17 protein-coding genes are annotated in these 14491 nt (G+C 66.8%); 2 read left to right on the plus strand and 15 right to left on the minus strand.

Features of this window, described 5'->3' with window-relative positions; genetic code table 11:
• Positions 1-143 precede the first annotated feature (143 nt).
• Complete coding sequence (locus tag ACQ4N9_RS11475) at positions 144-1421, plus strand: OmpP1/FadL family transporter (RefSeq protein WP_390970313.1); 1278 nt, start codon at positions 144-146, stop codon at positions 1419-1421.
• A 43-nt stretch (positions 1422-1464) separates the two neighbouring features.
• Here ACQ4N9_RS11475 and ACQ4N9_RS11480 read toward each other — a convergent pair whose 3' ends face one another.
• The gene (locus tag ACQ4N9_RS11480) at positions 1465-2394 is read right to left on the minus strand and encodes a LysR family transcriptional regulator (protein ID WP_390970315.1); all 930 of its coding nucleotides are present in this window, start codon (positions 2392-2394) and stop codon (positions 1465-1467) included.
• 115 nt (positions 2395-2509) lie between these two features.
• Between ACQ4N9_RS11480 and ACQ4N9_RS11485 the strand changes: the two genes are divergently transcribed.
• Positions 2510-2770 carry a DUF2798 domain-containing protein gene (locus tag ACQ4N9_RS11485; protein WP_390970317.1) on the plus strand — a complete coding sequence of 87 codons (261 nt, stop codon included), beginning with the start codon at positions 2510-2512 and terminating at the stop codon, positions 2768-2770.
• A gap of 416 nt (positions 2771-3186) precedes the next feature.
• On the opposite strand, the gene ACQ4N9_RS11490 is transcribed toward ACQ4N9_RS11485, so the two are convergent.
• From ACQ4N9_RS11490 to cobO, 14 genes are all read right to left on the minus strand, one after another.
• Complete coding sequence (locus ACQ4N9_RS11490; protein WP_390970319.1) at positions 3187-3738, minus strand: glutathione peroxidase; 552 nt, start codon at positions 3736-3738, stop codon at positions 3187-3189.
• 42 nt (positions 3739-3780) lie between these two features.
• Positions 3781-3903 (minus strand): hypothetical protein, encoded by a 123-nt coding sequence (locus ACQ4N9_RS11495; protein ID WP_347150570.1) that lies wholly within the window; start codon positions 3901-3903, stop codon positions 3781-3783.
• Positions 3900-5102 (minus strand): MFS transporter, encoded by a 1203-nt coding sequence (locus ACQ4N9_RS11500; protein WP_390970321.1) that lies wholly within the window; start codon positions 5100-5102, stop codon positions 3900-3902. Before ACQ4N9_RS11500 ends, ACQ4N9_RS11495 begins: the two co-directional genes overlap by 4 nt.
• A gap of 64 nt (positions 5103-5166) precedes the next feature.
• On the minus strand, positions 5167-5571 hold the full coding sequence (locus ACQ4N9_RS11505) for a MarR family winged helix-turn-helix transcriptional regulator (RefSeq protein ID WP_110993050.1): 405 nt from the start codon (positions 5569-5571) through the stop codon (positions 5167-5169).
• A 96-nt stretch (positions 5572-5667) separates the two neighbouring features.
• Positions 5668-6405: an adenosylcobinamide-GDP ribazoletransferase gene (locus tag ACQ4N9_RS11510; RefSeq protein ID WP_390970323.1), complete on the minus strand. Its 738-nt coding sequence runs from the start codon at positions 6403-6405 to the stop codon at positions 5668-5670.
• Between the two features lies 1 nt (position 6406).
• The gene (cobC, locus tag ACQ4N9_RS11515; RefSeq protein ID WP_390970325.1) at positions 6407-6976 is read right to left on the minus strand and encodes an alpha-ribazole phosphatase family protein; all 570 of its coding nucleotides are present in this window, start codon (positions 6974-6976) and stop codon (positions 6407-6409) included.
• Positions 6973-8028 (minus strand): nicotinate-nucleotide--dimethylbenzimidazole phosphoribosyltransferase, encoded by a 1056-nt coding sequence (gene cobT, locus ACQ4N9_RS11520; protein ID WP_390970326.1) that lies wholly within the window; start codon positions 8026-8028, stop codon positions 6973-6975. Before cobT ends, cobC begins: the two co-directional genes overlap by 4 nt.
• A complete protein-coding gene (gene cobU / locus ACQ4N9_RS11525; RefSeq protein WP_390970328.1) occupies positions 8025-8546 on the minus strand; it encodes a bifunctional adenosylcobinamide kinase/adenosylcobinamide-phosphate guanylyltransferase in 522 nt (173 codons plus the stop codon). Before cobU ends, cobT begins: the two co-directional genes overlap by 4 nt.
• On the minus strand, positions 8539-10002 hold the full coding sequence (locus ACQ4N9_RS11530) for a cobyric acid synthase (protein WP_390970331.1): 1464 nt from the start codon (positions 10000-10002) through the stop codon (positions 8539-8541). The genes cobU and ACQ4N9_RS11530 overlap by 8 nt, the downstream gene beginning before the upstream one ends.
• Positions 9999-10991, minus strand: coding sequence for a threonine-phosphate decarboxylase CobD (cobD, locus tag ACQ4N9_RS11535; protein ID WP_390970333.1), 993 nt, complete (start codon positions 10989-10991; stop codon positions 9999-10001). The genes ACQ4N9_RS11530 and cobD overlap by 4 nt, the downstream gene beginning before the upstream one ends.
• Positions 10984-11892, minus strand: coding sequence for an adenosylcobinamide-phosphate synthase CbiB (cbiB, locus tag ACQ4N9_RS11540; RefSeq protein WP_390970335.1), 909 nt, complete (start codon positions 11890-11892; stop codon positions 10984-10986). Before cbiB ends, cobD begins: the two co-directional genes overlap by 8 nt.
• Positions 11889-12539, minus strand: a complete 651-nt coding sequence (bluB, locus tag ACQ4N9_RS11545) for a 5,6-dimethylbenzimidazole synthase (protein WP_390970337.1) — start codon at positions 12537-12539, stop codon at positions 11889-11891. Before bluB ends, cbiB begins: the two co-directional genes overlap by 4 nt.
• Positions 12536-13831, minus strand: coding sequence for a cobyrinate a,c-diamide synthase (locus ACQ4N9_RS11550; protein ID WP_390970339.1), 1296 nt, complete (start codon positions 13829-13831; stop codon positions 12536-12538). The genes bluB and ACQ4N9_RS11550 overlap by 4 nt, the downstream gene beginning before the upstream one ends.
• A complete protein-coding gene (cobO, locus tag ACQ4N9_RS11555) occupies positions 13828-14439 on the minus strand; it encodes a cob(I)yrinic acid a,c-diamide adenosyltransferase (RefSeq protein WP_125857728.1) in 612 nt (203 codons plus the stop codon). Before cobO ends, ACQ4N9_RS11550 begins: the two co-directional genes overlap by 4 nt.
• Between the last annotated feature and the right edge of the window lie 52 nt (positions 14440-14491).

Raw genomic sequence — 14491 nt, forward strand, 5'->3', positions numbered from 1 at the left:
TCGTTCTCGTATACACCCCGGAAAAATGGAATTTTGGTCGGATTGTCCTACAAAACCGCTCTATCTCCTGCGTTACAGCCTATAGCGTGGAGCGAGATTTGTTGGTAGCTTTCCGCCCCGGAGATCCCAAGGAGTTTCTAATAATGAAAAAAGCAATGCTCAAAACCTCCCTCGGTATTGCCGTTGCCCTCGCTTCCAGCCACTTGCTCGCCAGCGGTTTCGCGCTGAACGAACAAAGTGTCAGCGGCATGGGGACAGGTTTCGCGGGTCGTTCTTCTTCTGCCGAAGATGCCAGCACCGTGTACGGCAACCCGGCGGGCATGGCGCGCCTCAAGCGCGAACAAATCACCGTGGGTGGCGCAGCCATCTTTGCAAAATCCGACATTTCCGGCCGTGGCAGCAACCTCGGGGGGGAAACCGATGGTGACATGGTCCCGGTCGTCGGCGTACCGATGGGTTACTACGTCAAGCCGATCGACGATAACTGGAGCGTCGGCTTCGGTGTATACGTACCGTTCGGCCTGGTGACCGACTATGGCAGCGGCGACGCCGCACGCTACTGGGGCAAGAAGAGCCACGTCGAAGTGGTGACCTTCCAGCCCACCGTCAGCTATGCCTTCAACGACAAGGTGTCGATCGGCTTCGGTCCGACCATCAACCGCATCAAGGGCGAACTGGGCTCGAACACCGTCAACCCGTTCACCCCTGGCCGCAATGACGGCGAAGTGAAGATCAAGGGCGACGACACCGCCGTCGGCTACAACATCGGCATCATGGTCCAGGCCACCGACCGCACCCGCATCGGCCTGACCTACCACTCGATGGTCGACTACAAGCTCGAAGGCGACACCAAGGTCAACAACGCGCTCCTCGGCCCGTTCAGTGGCAGCAAGTTCGACGCCGAACTGAAGATCAAGACGCCGGAGTCGGCCGACTTCTCGATCACCCACGAGCTGGATGACCAGTGGACCCTGTACGCAGGCACCACCTTCACCCGCTGGAGCCGTCTGAAAGACATCACCGTCACCAACGAGCTGCCGGCACAGGTTGCCGCCAGCCCTGTAGGGCGCGGGCTGGGCACCATCACCGAAGAGCAGAACTGGCATGACACCTGGGCTGGCGCCATCGGTGCGGCCTACAAGGTGAACAAGGAGTGGACCCTGCGCACTGGCTTCTCCATGGACCAGTCGCCGACCAACAACCACGACCGCTCGCCGCGCATTCCTACTGGCGATCGCAAGATCTTCAGCCTGGGCGCCGGCTACAGCCCGACCGACGACATGACCATCGACGTGGCTTACTCCTACCTGTGGGAGGAAGACACCAAGGTCAACCTGGCGAGCCCGACCAAGGGCACCTATCAGGCCAAGTACGAAAACAGTGCCCACGGTATCGGTGCATCCCTCACCTACCGCTTCTGAGTCACTGCCGCAGCATGAAGAAACCGCCCTCGTGGCGGTTTTTTCATGCCTGAACGGGCCAGTTGTCGCCCAGACACTCCTGCAGATACGCCATGAAGGCACGCACCTTGGTGGTCATGGCATGGCGGTCCGCCAGGCACAGGTAGACATCCATCGGCTCGGTCTGGGCGTAGGCCTGGGCGTTGTCGCTGAACTCGAACAACGGCACCAGCCGCCCGGCGTCCAGGTGCGGTCGCGTGATGAACTCGGCCAGGCGTGTTATACCGCCATCGTTCAGTGCCATCTGGGTCAGGGCATCGATGTCGTCGCTGATCAGTACCGGGCCGAATTGCGCCTCGAAACGCAGGCCATCGCGCATGAAACCCCAGGGTAGGAAGCGCCCGTCCACCGGGTAACGGAACACCAGGCAGCGATGCTCGCGCAGCGCCTCGGGCGTAGCTGGCCAGCCGTTGGCGGCCAGGTAACCGGGCGAGGCACAGCAGATGAAGGGAATGCGTGCGATATGCCGGGCCAGCAGATGATCTTCGAGCTGCGGGGTGATGCGCAGGCTGACGTCGACGTCCTCGCGGGCATGATTGACTTTGCGATCAGTCATCACCAACTCTATCGAAAGCTGCGGATAGCGCGCGGCAAACGCCGGGATCAGCGGCGCCAACACATGCCGACCAAAGGCCGAACTCGAGGCAATGCACAACCGGCCCTGCGGTTCGCTGTCGGGCGTGGTCACGGCTTGCTCGGCCAGGGCCAGGTCACGCTCGATATGGCTCACCCGCGCGTAGTACAGGCTGCCTGCCGGTGTAAGCGCCATGCTGCGGGTGGTACGCGACAGCAGGCGGACATGCAGGTGAGCCTCCAGGCGCGCCAGGTTCTGGCTGACTGCTGCCGGGCTAAGCCCCAGCACGCGGGCGCCCCCGGCAATGCTGCCGGCCTCGACCACCTTGATGAAACTGCGGATGGCGTTGAGCAGGTCCATGTCGTGCCCTTCGGATTCGTAAGAATCTCTTTATAAAGAACACACTGGGCAAGGTCTACAGGCGTCAGGGCAGTCATTGCTACCCTGCGCCCTTACCTTTCGAACAGGAATAGCCATGAACGAGCCTCTTGCACTGCGCAACCGACGCAAGCTGCACCCAGCTGCGACACCCTATGTCTTTGCCTTTTTCATGTCGGGGATCATGGCCATGCTGATGTGCTTCGTGATCACCGCAGCCACCGCCGGGGTGGGTGACGATTACCTGAGCAAGGTGCTCAAGGCCTACCAGCTGGCGATGCCGGTGGCCTTTGTTTGTGTGCTGATGGTACGGCCACTGGTTGTGCGCCTGGTGGCGCTGACGGTGCATCCTCATTGAGGCGAGGTTGGGCCTCAGGTGCAGGTCGGGGTGCTGGGTGAAGGCCACCAGGTGCCTGGCGGTGTTTTTGTAGCGCCTATGAGATCGAGCGCCGCCCGCGCGGCGCATCGCTGGCAAGCCAGCTCCCACATCTGTTTCGGGCCAGTCACTCCTGTGATTTCATCACTGTCCGCCTTGTGGGTACGACGCGGTATTGAGGTGGGCACCACTGGCGCTTCACCCGACTTGAGACATGTACCAAGGCGGGCAGCGGTACCCTCACAGGCATAATTGGCCCGAAATAAATGTGGGAGCTGGCTTGCCAGCGATGCGCCGCGCGGGCGGCGCTCGATCTTGAAGGCGCTGCAAACCTGTCGTCCTGCACCTGGTGGCCTACATGCAATCCCAAGTCAGGAACCAGGCCCACCTCAGCCACCTCAGGGCTGCGAAGCAATCGCCTTCTCGATCGCCGCAGTAAACGCCGGATCATCCGGCTTGGTCAGGCTGGAGAAATTGCCGATGACCTTGCCCTTGCGGTCCACCACGTACTTGTAGAAGTTCCACTTCGGTGCGCTGCTCTGATGCGCCAGCTCGACGAACAGCGGGATCGCATCCTTGCCCCGTACCGCCTGGGTCTTGGTCATGGTGAAGGTCACGCCGTAGTTGGCGTAGCAGACCTTGGCGGTCTTCTCGCTGTCGGCGTCTTCCTGCTTGAAGTCGTTGGACGGCACGCCCAGCATCTCAAGCCCTTGGCCGTGGTAGGCCTTGTAGGTCGTTTCCAGCCCTTCGAACTGCGGGGCGAAGCCGCAATAGCTGGCGGTATTGATCACCACCAGCGGCTTGCCGGCAAAGCGCTGGCACAGGTCGATCTGCTCCTTGCCACGCAATTCGGGCAAGCTGCCCTGCAGCAGGGCCGGGCAGTCAGCAGCCCAGCTAGAAGTCGCGGCGGCCAGGGCCAGCAGGGGTAAGGTCAGCCAGCGTGCATGCATCAGGGGTGCTCCTGCAGGAAAATGCTTCCTGCAGGGTAGCGCCTAACACAGGCTCATGCCCAGCTGCAGCAACGCCAGCCCGCCCTGGTGCCAGCCCCACCAGGCCAGCGCCAGCAGCAACAAGACCGCAAGCGCCAGCAGGCCGCGCCCGAGCAGGCGGTTCATGCCGCCTGCGCCTGCAACCGGGCCACCGGGCGCTCGCGCACCGGCCAGTTGAGCGCGGCGGCCAGCAGGCTGAGCAGGATCGAGATTTGCCAGACCAGGTCGTAGCTGCCGGTCTGGTCATACACCACACCGCCCAGCCAGCCACCCAGGAATGCCCCCAGCTGATGGAACAGGAACACGATGCCCCCGAGCATGGACAGGTTGCGCACACCGAACAGCGTGGCCACGGTGCCATTGGTCAACGGCACTGTCGACAGCCACAGCAGGCCCATGGCGATGCCGAACAGGTAGGCGCTGACCTGGGTCACCGGCGCCCATAGGAACAGCACGATCACCACTGCCCGCAGCAGGTACAGCGCGGTCAGCAAGCGCGGCTTGGACATGCGCCCGCCCAGCCAGCCGGCGGTGTAGGTACCGACGATGTTGAACAGCCCGACCAGCGCCAGCACCGTGGTACCGGTGATGGCCGGCAGGTGCTGGTCGACCAGGTAGGCCGGCAGGTGCACGCCGATGAAAACCACCTGGAAGCCACAGACGAAGAAGCCCAGGGCGAGCAACCAGAAGCCCGAATGCGAGCAGGCCTCGCGCAACGCCTGGCCCAGGCTCTGATCGGCGCCATGGACAGGCAGTGGGTTGTCGCGCAAAAGGCCCACCAGCGGCACGATCAGCGCCACCATCAGGCCCAGCACCAGCAGCGCCGCCGACCAGCCCAGCCACAGGATCAGGCCGAGGGTACCCGGGAGCATGGCGAACTGGCCAAACGAGCCGGCCGCACTGGCGATGCCCATGGCCATGCTGCGCTTTTCCGGCGGCACGGCGCGGCCGACTACGCCGAGAATCACCGAGAACGACGTGCCTGACAGCCCAATGCCTATCAGCAGGCCGGCACTGAGCGACAGCGACCAGATCGAGTCGGCCATGCCCATCAGCACCAGCCCCGTGGCGTACAGGATGCCGCCGATGATCACCACCTTCGCCGCGCCCAGCCGGTCGGCCAGCGCGCCGGAGAACGGCTGGGCCAGGCCCCAGATAAGGTTCTGCAGGGCGATGGCAAAGGCGAATACCTCGCGGCCCCAGCCGAAATCGGCGCTCATCGGCGCCAGGAACAGGCCGAAGCCATGCCGCACACCCAAAGACAGCGCCAAGATCAGCGCCGCCCCCAGAAGCACCCAACCGCTGGTCCGCCATACGGAAGTCATTGTCGTTGTCTCCAGCACATCGCAAGGTTTATGCGGGTATATACCCGCTTATGATCGTAATGGATCAAGCCAGCCGCTCCAGCAGACGCACCAGCTCGTCGCGCTGGCCTTCGCCCAGTTGTTCCACCAGTTGCTGTTGGGCCTGCTGCCAGGCCGGGTGCGCCGCTTCAAGCCGCGCCCTGCCCGCCTCGCTCAACAGCACCAGCCGGTTGCGTTGGTCATCGCCGTCGGCCAGTTGCACCAGCCCATCAGCCTCCAGCACCCGCAGGTTGCGGCCCAAGGTGCTGCGCTCAAGGCCCATGGCCTCGGCCAGGCTGGTGATGCTCGGCCGGTCGAGTCGCTGCACATGACGCAGCAGGGAAAACTGGGCGACGTTGATACCGAAGCCGGCAAGGGCCTCGTCGTAGTGTCGGCTCACCCCACGGGCAGCACGACGCAGGTGGGTACAGATACATTCACTGGTCAGCATGGATACGTGTATATACCCGCAATATGGATGTTGCAAGAAATTTCAGAGTTCATGGCGTCATGCCCCGCAATGAGGCCAGCGCTGGCAATCGAACAATCAGCCGGCCATCACCGCCAGCCCAACCACCACCGTCAACTCCAGCAGTTCCAGCACCGCGCCTGCGGTGTCTCCGGTAGTACCGCCCAGCCGCTTGCACATCAACCGGCGCAGCCCGCCAAACACCAACAGCGTAAGCCCGAGCAGCCAGAACAGCGACCAGCCCCCGAGCACCACGCATGCCAGTGCACACCCCAGCAGCACCCATCCTGCGGCCTGGCGCGGCAGGTGTTCGGCCAACGCCGCCCCCAGCCCGCCTGCCCGCACATAAGGCGTGCTCAGGAACAACCCGAGCATGGCCGCCCGCCCAACCACCGGCGCCAACACCAGCACGCCGCCCGCCCCGCGCTCGACCAGCACCCACAGCGCGCAGAACTTGAGCAGCAGCACCAGCACCAGGGTGACCACGGCAATCGGCCCGCTACGGGGGTCCTTCATGATCTGCAAGGTGCGTTCGCGGTCGCCGAAGCCGCCCAGCCAGGCATCGGCGCTGTCGGCCAGGCCGTCGAGGTGCAGGGCGCCGCTGAGCAGCACCCACAAGGCCAGCAGCAGCGCCGCGTGCAAGGGCGCCGCAGTGCCCTGCAGCAGATGGCTGGCCAGCCACAGCAGCAGGCCGAACAGCAGCCCGACCGCGGGATAGAACAGCACCGAGCGCCCCATCTGCGCAGGCGTCGGCATACCTGGCAGGCTCACCGGCAAGCTGCTGAGAAACTGCAGGGCAATCCAGAACGGCAGCATCTCAGCCAACCTCGCGCAAATGGCCATCAAGGCTGGCCTCAAGGCGCATCAACGCCCCATGGCCGACCTCGACTTGCAGCAGCTGCTCACGGGGCAAACCACGCGCCCTTGCCAGCAACAGGCGCATCACCCCGCCGTGGGTGACCAGCAGCACGCGCTTGCCGGCATGCTCGCGGGCCAGGCGTTCGACCGCTGCCACCACTCGCCCGGCAAACGCCAGCACCGGCTCGCCGGCCGGCGGCGTGAAGGCGTAGGGGTCATTCCAGAACAGGCCCAGGGCATCGGCTTCGGTCTGCATGATCTGCGCCGCGCTGCGCCCTTCCCAGTCGCCAAAGTGCAGCTCGCGCACATCCGCCTCGCGCTGCACCGGCAAGCCCAGGCGCGCGCCCAGCTCGTCGGCGAACAGCGCGCAGCGTTGCAGTGGTGAGCTGACCACGATGTCCCAGGGGCCAGCCTGTGCCACGGCCTGACGCATCTGAGCCCAGCCGGTGGCGGTCAGTGCATCGTCCAGGCTGCCGCGCAGGCCGCCACCCAGTTCGGTTTCGCCGTGGCGCAGCAGGTCGAGGATCATGCCGGGCGGTCCGCCACCGCTGCTTCGGCGAAGGTCGCCATTTGCCCGTGCAGGGCACAGGCCAGGCGCAGCAGCGGCACAGCCAGCGCCGCACCGCTGCCTTCACCCAGGCGCAGGCCCAGGGCCAGCAGTGGCTCGGCCTGCAACGCGGCCAGCAGCATCTTGTGACCCGGCTCGGCGCCCTGGTGGGCGAACAGCAGCCAAGGCCGGCATTGCGGGTTGAGGCGTACCGCCACCAGGGCGGCGACGCTGCAGATGAAGCCATCGACCAGCACCACCACGCCGTGCTGGGCACAGGCCAGGTAGGCGCCGGCCAGCGCGGCGATCTCGAAACCACCGACACAGGCCAGGGCCTGCAGCGGTTGGTCGGCGCGCAACCCGTGCAGTACCAGCGCCGCCTCGATCACCTCGGCCTTGTGCCGCACACCGGCGCTGTCCAGGCCGGTGCCCGGCCCGCTCAACTCACGCGCCGGGCAGCTCAGCAAGGTGCTGGCCAAGGCCGCTGCCGCCGTGGTGTTGCCAATGCCCATCTCGCCGCCGATGAACAGCTGGGCGCCGTCCTCGACCGCACGCAGGGCGCTGTCGCGACCGGCCTGCAGGGCGGCGGCCAGCTGGGTGTCGGTCATCGCCGGCTGGCGGGCGAAGTTGGCCGTACCCGCGCCCAGGCGCAGGTGGTGCACGCCGGGCAGTTCGAGGGACGGATCGATGGTGCCGAGGTCGACCACTTCAAGGCGTGCGTCGAGCTGGCGGGCCAGCACGCTGATTGCCGCACCGCCGCCGACGAAGTTGCGCAGCATCTGCCCGGTCACCGCTTGCGGGTAGGCGGAGATGCCCTCCTCCACCACACCGTGGTCGCCGGCGAAGATGCTGATCGCCACCTTGTCCACGCTGGGCCGCTCGCGCCCCTGCAAGGCGGCCAGGTGAATCGCCAGGCCTTCGAGCTGGCCGAGGGAACCGGTGGGCTTGGTCAGTTGCTGCTGACGGGCGCGGGCCTGGTCCATGGCGGCGGTGTCGAGGGATTGGCAGGCATCACGCCACCACATCTGGGTCATAGAGCGGGTCCTTTGAGCATGAGAGGGAGGCCGGCCACGGTCAGCACCACGCGCTGGCAGCGTTCGGCCACGGCCTGGTGCAACAGCCCGGCGTGGTCGACGTAGCGGCGGGTCAGTTCGCCCATGGGCACCACGCCCAGGCCGGTTTCGTTGCTGACCAGGATGATCGTGCCCGGCAATTGCTCAAGGCACGCCAGCAGCGCATCGCGCTCCTGCACCAGGCGTTGCTCGTCGTCGAGCATCAGCAGGTTGGTCAGCCACAGCGTCAGGCAGTCCACCAGCAGGCAACGCCCTGCGCCGGCTTCGGCACGCAGCACCTTGGCCAGGGCCAAGGGTTCTTCGATCAGCCCCCAGTCAGCCGGGCGGCGTTCACGGTGCAGGCGTACCCGTTCGTTCATCTCGCCATCCAAGGGCTCGCTGGTGGCGATGTAGGTCACCGACAGGCCGCTGCTGCTGGCCAGTTGCTCGGCCAGGCGGCTCTTGCCCGAGCGGGCGCCGCCGAGGATCAGGTTACGCATGGGCAGTGATTCCACACAGCTGGCGCAGGTGCGCGGTGTCCAGGTGTTGCTCGACCAGGTCGGCCAGGCGCTCGATATCGCGCTCGCGCAGGGCCTCGTAATCGATAGGCTGTACATCGGCGAGCCCGGCCCAACGCAGCAGTGCCGCGCACGACTGGCTGCCTTCGAACAGGCCGTGCAGATAGGTGGCGAGAATCTGCCCGTCGGCACTGATGGCACCGTCGCAGCGGCCGTCTTGCAGCTGCACGGCCGGATGCTCCAGGGCCGGGCCACGGGTGACACCGGCGTGAATTTCGTAGCCCGCGATCGGTGACTGCTCCAAGGCCAGCGTGCCGCTGACGTTGCGCAACTGCTTCTCGGCCTCAAGCACCGTCTCGTAGTCCAGCAGGCCAAGCCCGGCACTGGAGCCGGCCTGGCCTTCCAGGCCGAGCGGATCGTGAACCTCGCGGCCCAGCATCTGCAACCCGCCGCAAATGCCGATCAGCTTGCCGCCGTAGCGCAAATGCCGGGCGATGGCCGTGTCCCAGCCACGCGCGCGCAACTGCGCCAGGTCCCCGCGCACGCTCTTGGAGCCGGGCAGGATGATCAGGTCGGCGGGCGGGATCGGCTGGCCCGGGCCGATGAATTGCAGGTCGACCTGCGGATGCAGGCGCAGCGGGTCGAAATCGGTGTGGTTGCTGATGCGCGGCAGCACCGGGACTATCACCTTGAGCAGCCGTTCGCCCTTGACCGCCTGGCGCACGTCGATGCCGTCCTCGGCCTCCAGGTGCAGGTCGGTGACAAAGGGCAGCACGCCAAGCACCGGCTTGCCGGTGCGCTGCTCCAGCCAGTCCAGGCCCGGTTGCAGCAAGGCGATGTCGCCACGGAAGCGGTTGATGACGAAGCCTTTGACCCGCGCCTGCTCGCTCGGCGAGAGCAGCTCCAGGGTGCCCACCAGATGGGCGAACACCCCGCCACGGTTGATATCGGCCACCAGGATCACCGGGCAGTCGACCGCCTCGGCAAAGCCCATGTTGGCGATGTCGCCGGCGCGCAGGTTGATCTCGGCGGGGGAGCCTGCGCCTTCGACCATCACCACTTGATAGGCCTGCTCAAGCCGCTCATGGGAGGCCAGCACCGCCTGCATGGCGATGGCTTTGTAGCCGTGATAGGCCACGGCGTTCATGCTGGTGACCGCGCGCCCATGGATGATCACCTGGGCCCCGGTGTCGCTGTTGGGCTTGAGCAGCACCGGGTTCATGTCGGTGTGCGGCGCCAGCCGGCAGGCTTGGGCCTGTACCGCCTGGGCGCGGCCGATTTCGCCACCGTCGGCGGTCACAGCACTGTTGAGCGCCATGTTCTGCGGTTTGAACGGCACCACTGCAACGCCTTGGCGCAGCAGCCAGCGGCACAGGGCGGTGACCAGCGTGCTTTTGCCGGCATCGGAAGTGGTGCCTTGCACCATCAGGGTGGTCATGCCGATTCCTTTTGATATGCCAGCAGCGCCTCGCGCAGGCGCAGCTCCTGCGCCGCATTGGCCGGCAGGCCGAAGCGCAGCGCCGCCGGTTGCTCGAACAGGCGCACGAGGATGCCGCGCCGGGCGAGGAATTCATGTAACTGCGCGGCACGCTCGGTGGCCACGTACTGGAACAGGTCGCAGCCTCCCGTCGGCGCCAGGCCGGCTTCGCCCAGCAACGCCACCAACCGCGCGCGGGCCTTGGCGCAGCGGTCGATCTGCATCAGGTGGGCCAGTTCATCGGCCAGGCACACCTTGCCCAGCACCCGGGTCGGGCCGCTCACCGTCCACGGCCCCAGCAGCTCGGCCAGCGCCTGCAGCAATGCCGGCTGCGCCATCACGAAGCCCAGCCGCACCCCCGCCAGGCCGAAGAACTTGCCGAACGAACGCAACACGATCAGCCCAGGCCGATCGACATGGCCGCACAGGCTGAGCCGCGGGGTGTTGTCGATGAACGCTTCGTCGACCACCAGCCAGCCGCCGCGCTCTGCCAGCCGGGCATGCCAGGCCAACAGGCGCTCACGGGGGATCAGCCGGCCGGTGGGGTTGTTGGGGTTGACCAGCACCAGCACGTCGAGGCTATCGATTGCCTCATCGACCTGCTCGTCAGCCAGCTCGACCAGCGTATGCCCTGCGCGCTGCCAGGCGTGTGGATGCTCGGCGTAACAGGGTGTCAGCACCCCGACCCGCCCAGGCGCGCGCAGCTGCGGCAGGGCCTGGATCGCCGCCTGTGAACCGGCCACAGCCAGCAACTGATCGGCCTGATAGTAGGTGCGCGCCGCCTGCTCCAGGCCGTCCTCGGTTTCCGGCAGTCGCGCCCAGGCCTCCTGGGGAATCGACGGCACGGCATAGGGCCAGGGCGCGATGCCGCTGGACAGGTCGAGCCAATGCTCGCGGGCAATTGCGTACTGCGCCACCGCCCGCAGCAGGCGGCCACCGTGTTCAAGCATTCAGGTAACTCCCCAGGCAGATCACCAGCAACCATAGCCATACCCCGCGCTGCACCAGGCTCCAGCCGCGCTCGATGGCGTCAGCGTCGGCCATCGGTCCCTCGCCCAGGCGCGGCCGCTCGTGCAACTCGCCGTGGTACACCGCAGGCCCGCCCAGCTCCACGCCCAGCGCACCGGCGCCGGCGGCCATCACCGGGCCGGCGTTGGGGCTGTCCCACAGCGGCCCTTGCTGGCGCCAGCAGCGCAGCGCCAGGCGGGTCTTGCCGAGCACAGCGTAGGTCAGCGCCACCAGGCGCGCGGGAATGTAGTTGAGCACGTCGTCGATACGCGCCGCGCACCAGCCGAAGCGTTCGAAGCGTTCGTTGCGATAACCCCACATGGCATCGAGGGTATTGCTCAGGCGATACAGCACCACCCCCGGCGCGCCGGCCACGGCAAACCAGAACAGCGCGGCGAACACTGCATCGCTGCCGTTCTCCAGCACCGATTCGGTGGCTGCCCGGGCTACCGCGGGCTCGTCCAGCTCGCGGGTTTCGCGGCTGACCAGGTAACCGACCCGGCGCCGCGCTTCTTCCAGGTCACCCTGGCGCAGGGCCTGGGCCACCGGCAGCACATGCTCGCCGAGGCTGCGCAGGCCCAACGCGCAGTACAGCGCCAGCACATCGACTATCCAACCAACGTACGGCAGCCAGGACAGGATCAGCGCCAGCAGGGTCAATGGCACCACGGCGAGAAACCAGGCGCTGACACCATGGCTGCGCCAGCCGCGGCCACCGGCGTTCAGGCGCCGCTCCAGGTTCGCCGCCAGGTTGCCGAAGCCCACCAATGGGTGGCGGCGTTGCGGCTCGCCGAGCAAGGCGTCCAGGGCCACGCCCGCGACAGTCAGCAAGGCCACGCTCATGGCCGGTCTCCCCAATGGTTCTCGTACAGCATTTCGCTCAGGGGCCGTTGCTCGGCCCAGTTTTCCAGCACCAGCATCGGCGCCGGGTAGAACTCGATCACCGGCCCCAGGCACAGTACCGCCACCGGCTTGGCCCCGGCGGGCATGCCCAGCAGCTCGGCCAGCGCCTGTGGCTCGAACAGCGACACCCAGCCCATGCCCAGGCCCTCGGCACGCGCCGCCAACCAGAGGTTCTGGATGGCACAGGCCAGCGAGGCCAGGTCCATTTCCGGCAGGGTGCGACGGCCGAAGATGTGCGGCTCGCGGTTGTCCATCAACGCCGCCACCCACAGTTCGGCGCAGTCGTTGATGCCCTCGACCTTGAGCTTCATGAACTCATCGGAGCGCTCGTTCAAGGCGTCGGCGGTGCGTACCCGCTCGTCCTCGACCAGCGCCTGGATACGCGTGCGCAGCTCGGCGCGGGTGATGCGGATGAAACGCCACGGCTGCATCAGGCCGACGCTCGGTGCCTGGTGCGCGGCGGCCAGCAGGCGTGCGAGCAGCTCCGGCGCCACCACGCCACCGGCAAAATGGCGCATGTCGCGGCGCTCGCCAATGGCCCGGTAGACGGCCGCGCGCTCGGCGTCGCTGTAGGCGTGCTCGCTCATGGTCGCAGCAGCGCCGCCGCCGCGTCGGGGTTGGAGGGGAAGTAGAAATGCACGTAGGAGGCGGTCAGCCGGCCCAGGCGGTACACCGCTTCGTTGCCACGGCCGCCGTTGGGGCTCAGGCCGCGGGCGATCGGCTCCAGCGTGGTGCTGGTCAGCGAGTGGTGGTAGGTGTGCCCGCGCAGGGTGCCTTCCGGCAGTTCGACCGCCTGCAAGGCCAGGGCGGCCAGGCGCTTCTGCATGGTCGCCTCGCCCGGCAGCAGGCCGAGCAGCGCGGCGCGTTCGCCGGCCACGTCGGTCAGGGCATCGAGCAGGTAGAGCATGCCGCCGCATTCGGCCAGCAAGGGCTTGCCCTGGGCGTGGTGGGCGCGGATCGCCTCCAGCATCGGCGCGTTGGCGGCCAGTGCGTGGTGGTGAAGCTCCGGGTAGCCACCGGGCAGGTACAGGCTATCCACAGCGGGCAATTCGCGGTCATGCAGCGGCGAGAAGAATTCGAGGTGCGCGCCGAGGTTGCGCAGCAGCTCCAGGTTGGCGCCGTAGGTGAAGGCGAAGGCTTCGTCACGGGCCACGCCGATGCGTACCCCCTTGAGCGAAGCCGAAAGCGCAGCAGGCACTGGCGCGGCAAAACTCACCGGTGGCGGCAACGCCGCATCGCAACTGGCGGCGAGCGCTTCGGCGGCGGCGTCCAGGCGCGCATCCAGGTCATTCAGCTCGCTGGCCTGGACCAGCCCCAGGTGGCGGCTGGGCAGCTCGATGCCGCGCTCGCGGGACAGCCCGCCGTACCAGCGCAGGCCTTCGGTCAGGCTGCCTTCGAGCAGTTGCGCGTGGCGCAAGGTGCCGACGCGGTTGGCCAGCACACCGGCAAACGGCAGGTCCGGCTGGTAGCGCGCCAGGCCCAGGGCCAGGGCGCCGAAGGTCTGGGCCATGGCCGTGCCGTCGATCACGGCCAGCACCGGCACGCCGAAGTGGCGCGCAAGGTCGGCACTCGACGGGGTGCCGTCGAACAGCCCCATCACCCCTTCGATCAGGATCAGGTCGGCATCGCCGGCCGCTTCCCACAGCAGGCGACGGCTCTCATCGGCACCGATCATCCACAGGTCCAGCTGGTACACCGGCGCGCCGCTGGCACGCTCGAGGATCATCGGGTCGAGGAAGTCCGGGCCGCACTTGAACACCCGCACCTTGCGCCCGAGGTTGCGGTGCAGGCGCGCAAGGGCGGCGGTGACGGTGGTCTTGCCCTGGCCGGAGGCTGGCGCTGCGATCAGCACCGCCGGGCACTGACGTGCTTCACTCACAGTTCAACGCCCTTCTGCGCGCGGATACCGGCCTGGAACGCATGTTTGAGCATGCCCATCTCGGTGACGGTATCGGCCAGTTCGACCATTTCGGGCTTGGCCGCACGGCCGGTGACGATCACGTGCTGCATCGGCGGGCGGGCCTGGATATCGCTGAGCACCTGGTCGAGGTCGAGGTAGCCGTGCTTGAGGGCGATGTTCAGTTCATCGAGCACGACGAACTGGATCGCCGGGTCCTGCAGCAACTGGCGCGACACGGCCCAGGCGGCTTCGGCAGCGGCGATGTCGCGCTGGCGGTCCTGGGTTTCCCAGGTGAAGCCCTCGCCCATCACGTGGTAGCTCACCTGCTCGGGGAAGCGCCGGAAGAACAGTTCCTCGCCGGTGCTGTTGCGGCCCTTGATGAACTGCACCACGCCGCACTGCATGCCGTGCCCCATGGCCCGGGCGAGCATGCCGAAGGCCGAGCTGCTCTTGCCCTTGCCGTTGCCGGTGAGTACCAGCAGCAAGCCGCATTCGTTCGGGGAGTTGGCGATGCGCTCGTCGATGAGCGCCTTCTTGCGCTGCATGCGCGCCAGGTGGCGTTCGTCGCGTTCGGGGGATTCGCTCATCAGGGTTCTCCGCAGCTGTCGCAGCCAGGCAACAGGTAAAAGGCGGGCAGAC

It is taken from the genome of Pseudomonas sp. ES1, assembly GCF_050586605.1.
In the GTDB taxonomy this organism is placed as follows: Bacteria; Pseudomonadota; Gammaproteobacteria; order Pseudomonadales; family Pseudomonadaceae; genus Aquipseudomonas; species Aquipseudomonas sichuanensis.

What these genes read in the sequence shown, in the direction of transcription:
- ACQ4N9_RS11475 (WP_390970313.1), top strand. Translation starts at nt 144, where the DNA reads ATGAAAAAAGCAATGCTCAAAACCTCCCTCGGTATTGCCGTTGCCCTC.
- ACQ4N9_RS11480 (WP_390970315.1), bottom strand. Translation starts at nt 2,394, where the DNA reads ATGGACCTGCTCAACGCCATCCGCAGTTTCATCAAGGTGGTCGAGGCC.
- ACQ4N9_RS11485 (WP_390970317.1), top strand. Translation starts at nt 2,510, where the DNA reads ATGAACGAGCCTCTTGCACTGCGCAACCGACGCAAGCTGCACCCAGCT.
- ACQ4N9_RS11490 (WP_390970319.1), bottom strand. Translation starts at nt 3,738, where the DNA reads ATGCATGCACGCTGGCTGACCTTACCCCTGCTGGCCCTGGCCGCCGCG.
- ACQ4N9_RS11495 (WP_347150570.1), bottom strand. Translation starts at nt 3,903, where the DNA reads ATGAACCGCCTGCTCGGGCGCGGCCTGCTGGCGCTTGCGGTCTTGTTG.
- ACQ4N9_RS11500 (WP_390970321.1), bottom strand. Translation starts at nt 5,102, where the DNA reads ATGACTTCCGTATGGCGGACCAGCGGTTGGGTGCTTCTGGGGGCGGCG.
- ACQ4N9_RS11505 (WP_110993050.1), bottom strand. Translation starts at nt 5,571, where the DNA reads ATGCTGACCAGTGAATGTATCTGTACCCACCTGCGTCGTGCTGCCCGT.
- ACQ4N9_RS11510 (WP_390970323.1), bottom strand. Translation starts at nt 6,405, where the DNA reads ATGCTGCCGTTCTGGATTGCCCTGCAGTTTCTCAGCAGCTTGCCGGTG.
- cobC (WP_390970325.1), bottom strand. Translation starts at nt 6,976, where the DNA reads ATGATCCTCGACCTGCTGCGCCACGGCGAAACCGAACTGGGTGGCGGC.
- cobT (WP_390970326.1), bottom strand. Translation starts at nt 8,028, where the DNA reads ATGACCCAGATGTGGTGGCGTGATGCCTGCCAATCCCTCGACACCGCC.
- cobU (WP_390970328.1), bottom strand. Translation starts at nt 8,546, where the DNA reads ATGCGTAACCTGATCCTCGGCGGCGCCCGCTCGGGCAAGAGCCGCCTG.
- ACQ4N9_RS11530 (WP_390970331.1), bottom strand. Translation starts at nt 10,002, where the DNA reads ATGACCACCCTGATGGTGCAAGGCACCACTTCCGATGCCGGCAAAAGC.
- cobD (WP_390970333.1), bottom strand. Translation starts at nt 10,991, where the DNA reads ATGCTTGAACACGGTGGCCGCCTGCTGCGGGCGGTGGCGCAGTACGCA.
- cbiB (WP_390970335.1), bottom strand. Translation starts at nt 11,892, where the DNA reads ATGAGCGTGGCCTTGCTGACTGTCGCGGGCGTGGCCCTGGACGCCTTG.
- bluB (WP_390970337.1), bottom strand. Translation starts at nt 12,539, where the DNA reads ATGAGCGAGCACGCCTACAGCGACGCCGAGCGCGCGGCCGTCTACCGG.
- cobO (WP_125857728.1), bottom strand. Translation starts at nt 14,439, where the DNA reads ATGAGCGAATCCCCCGAACGCGACGAACGCCACCTGGCGCGCATGCAG.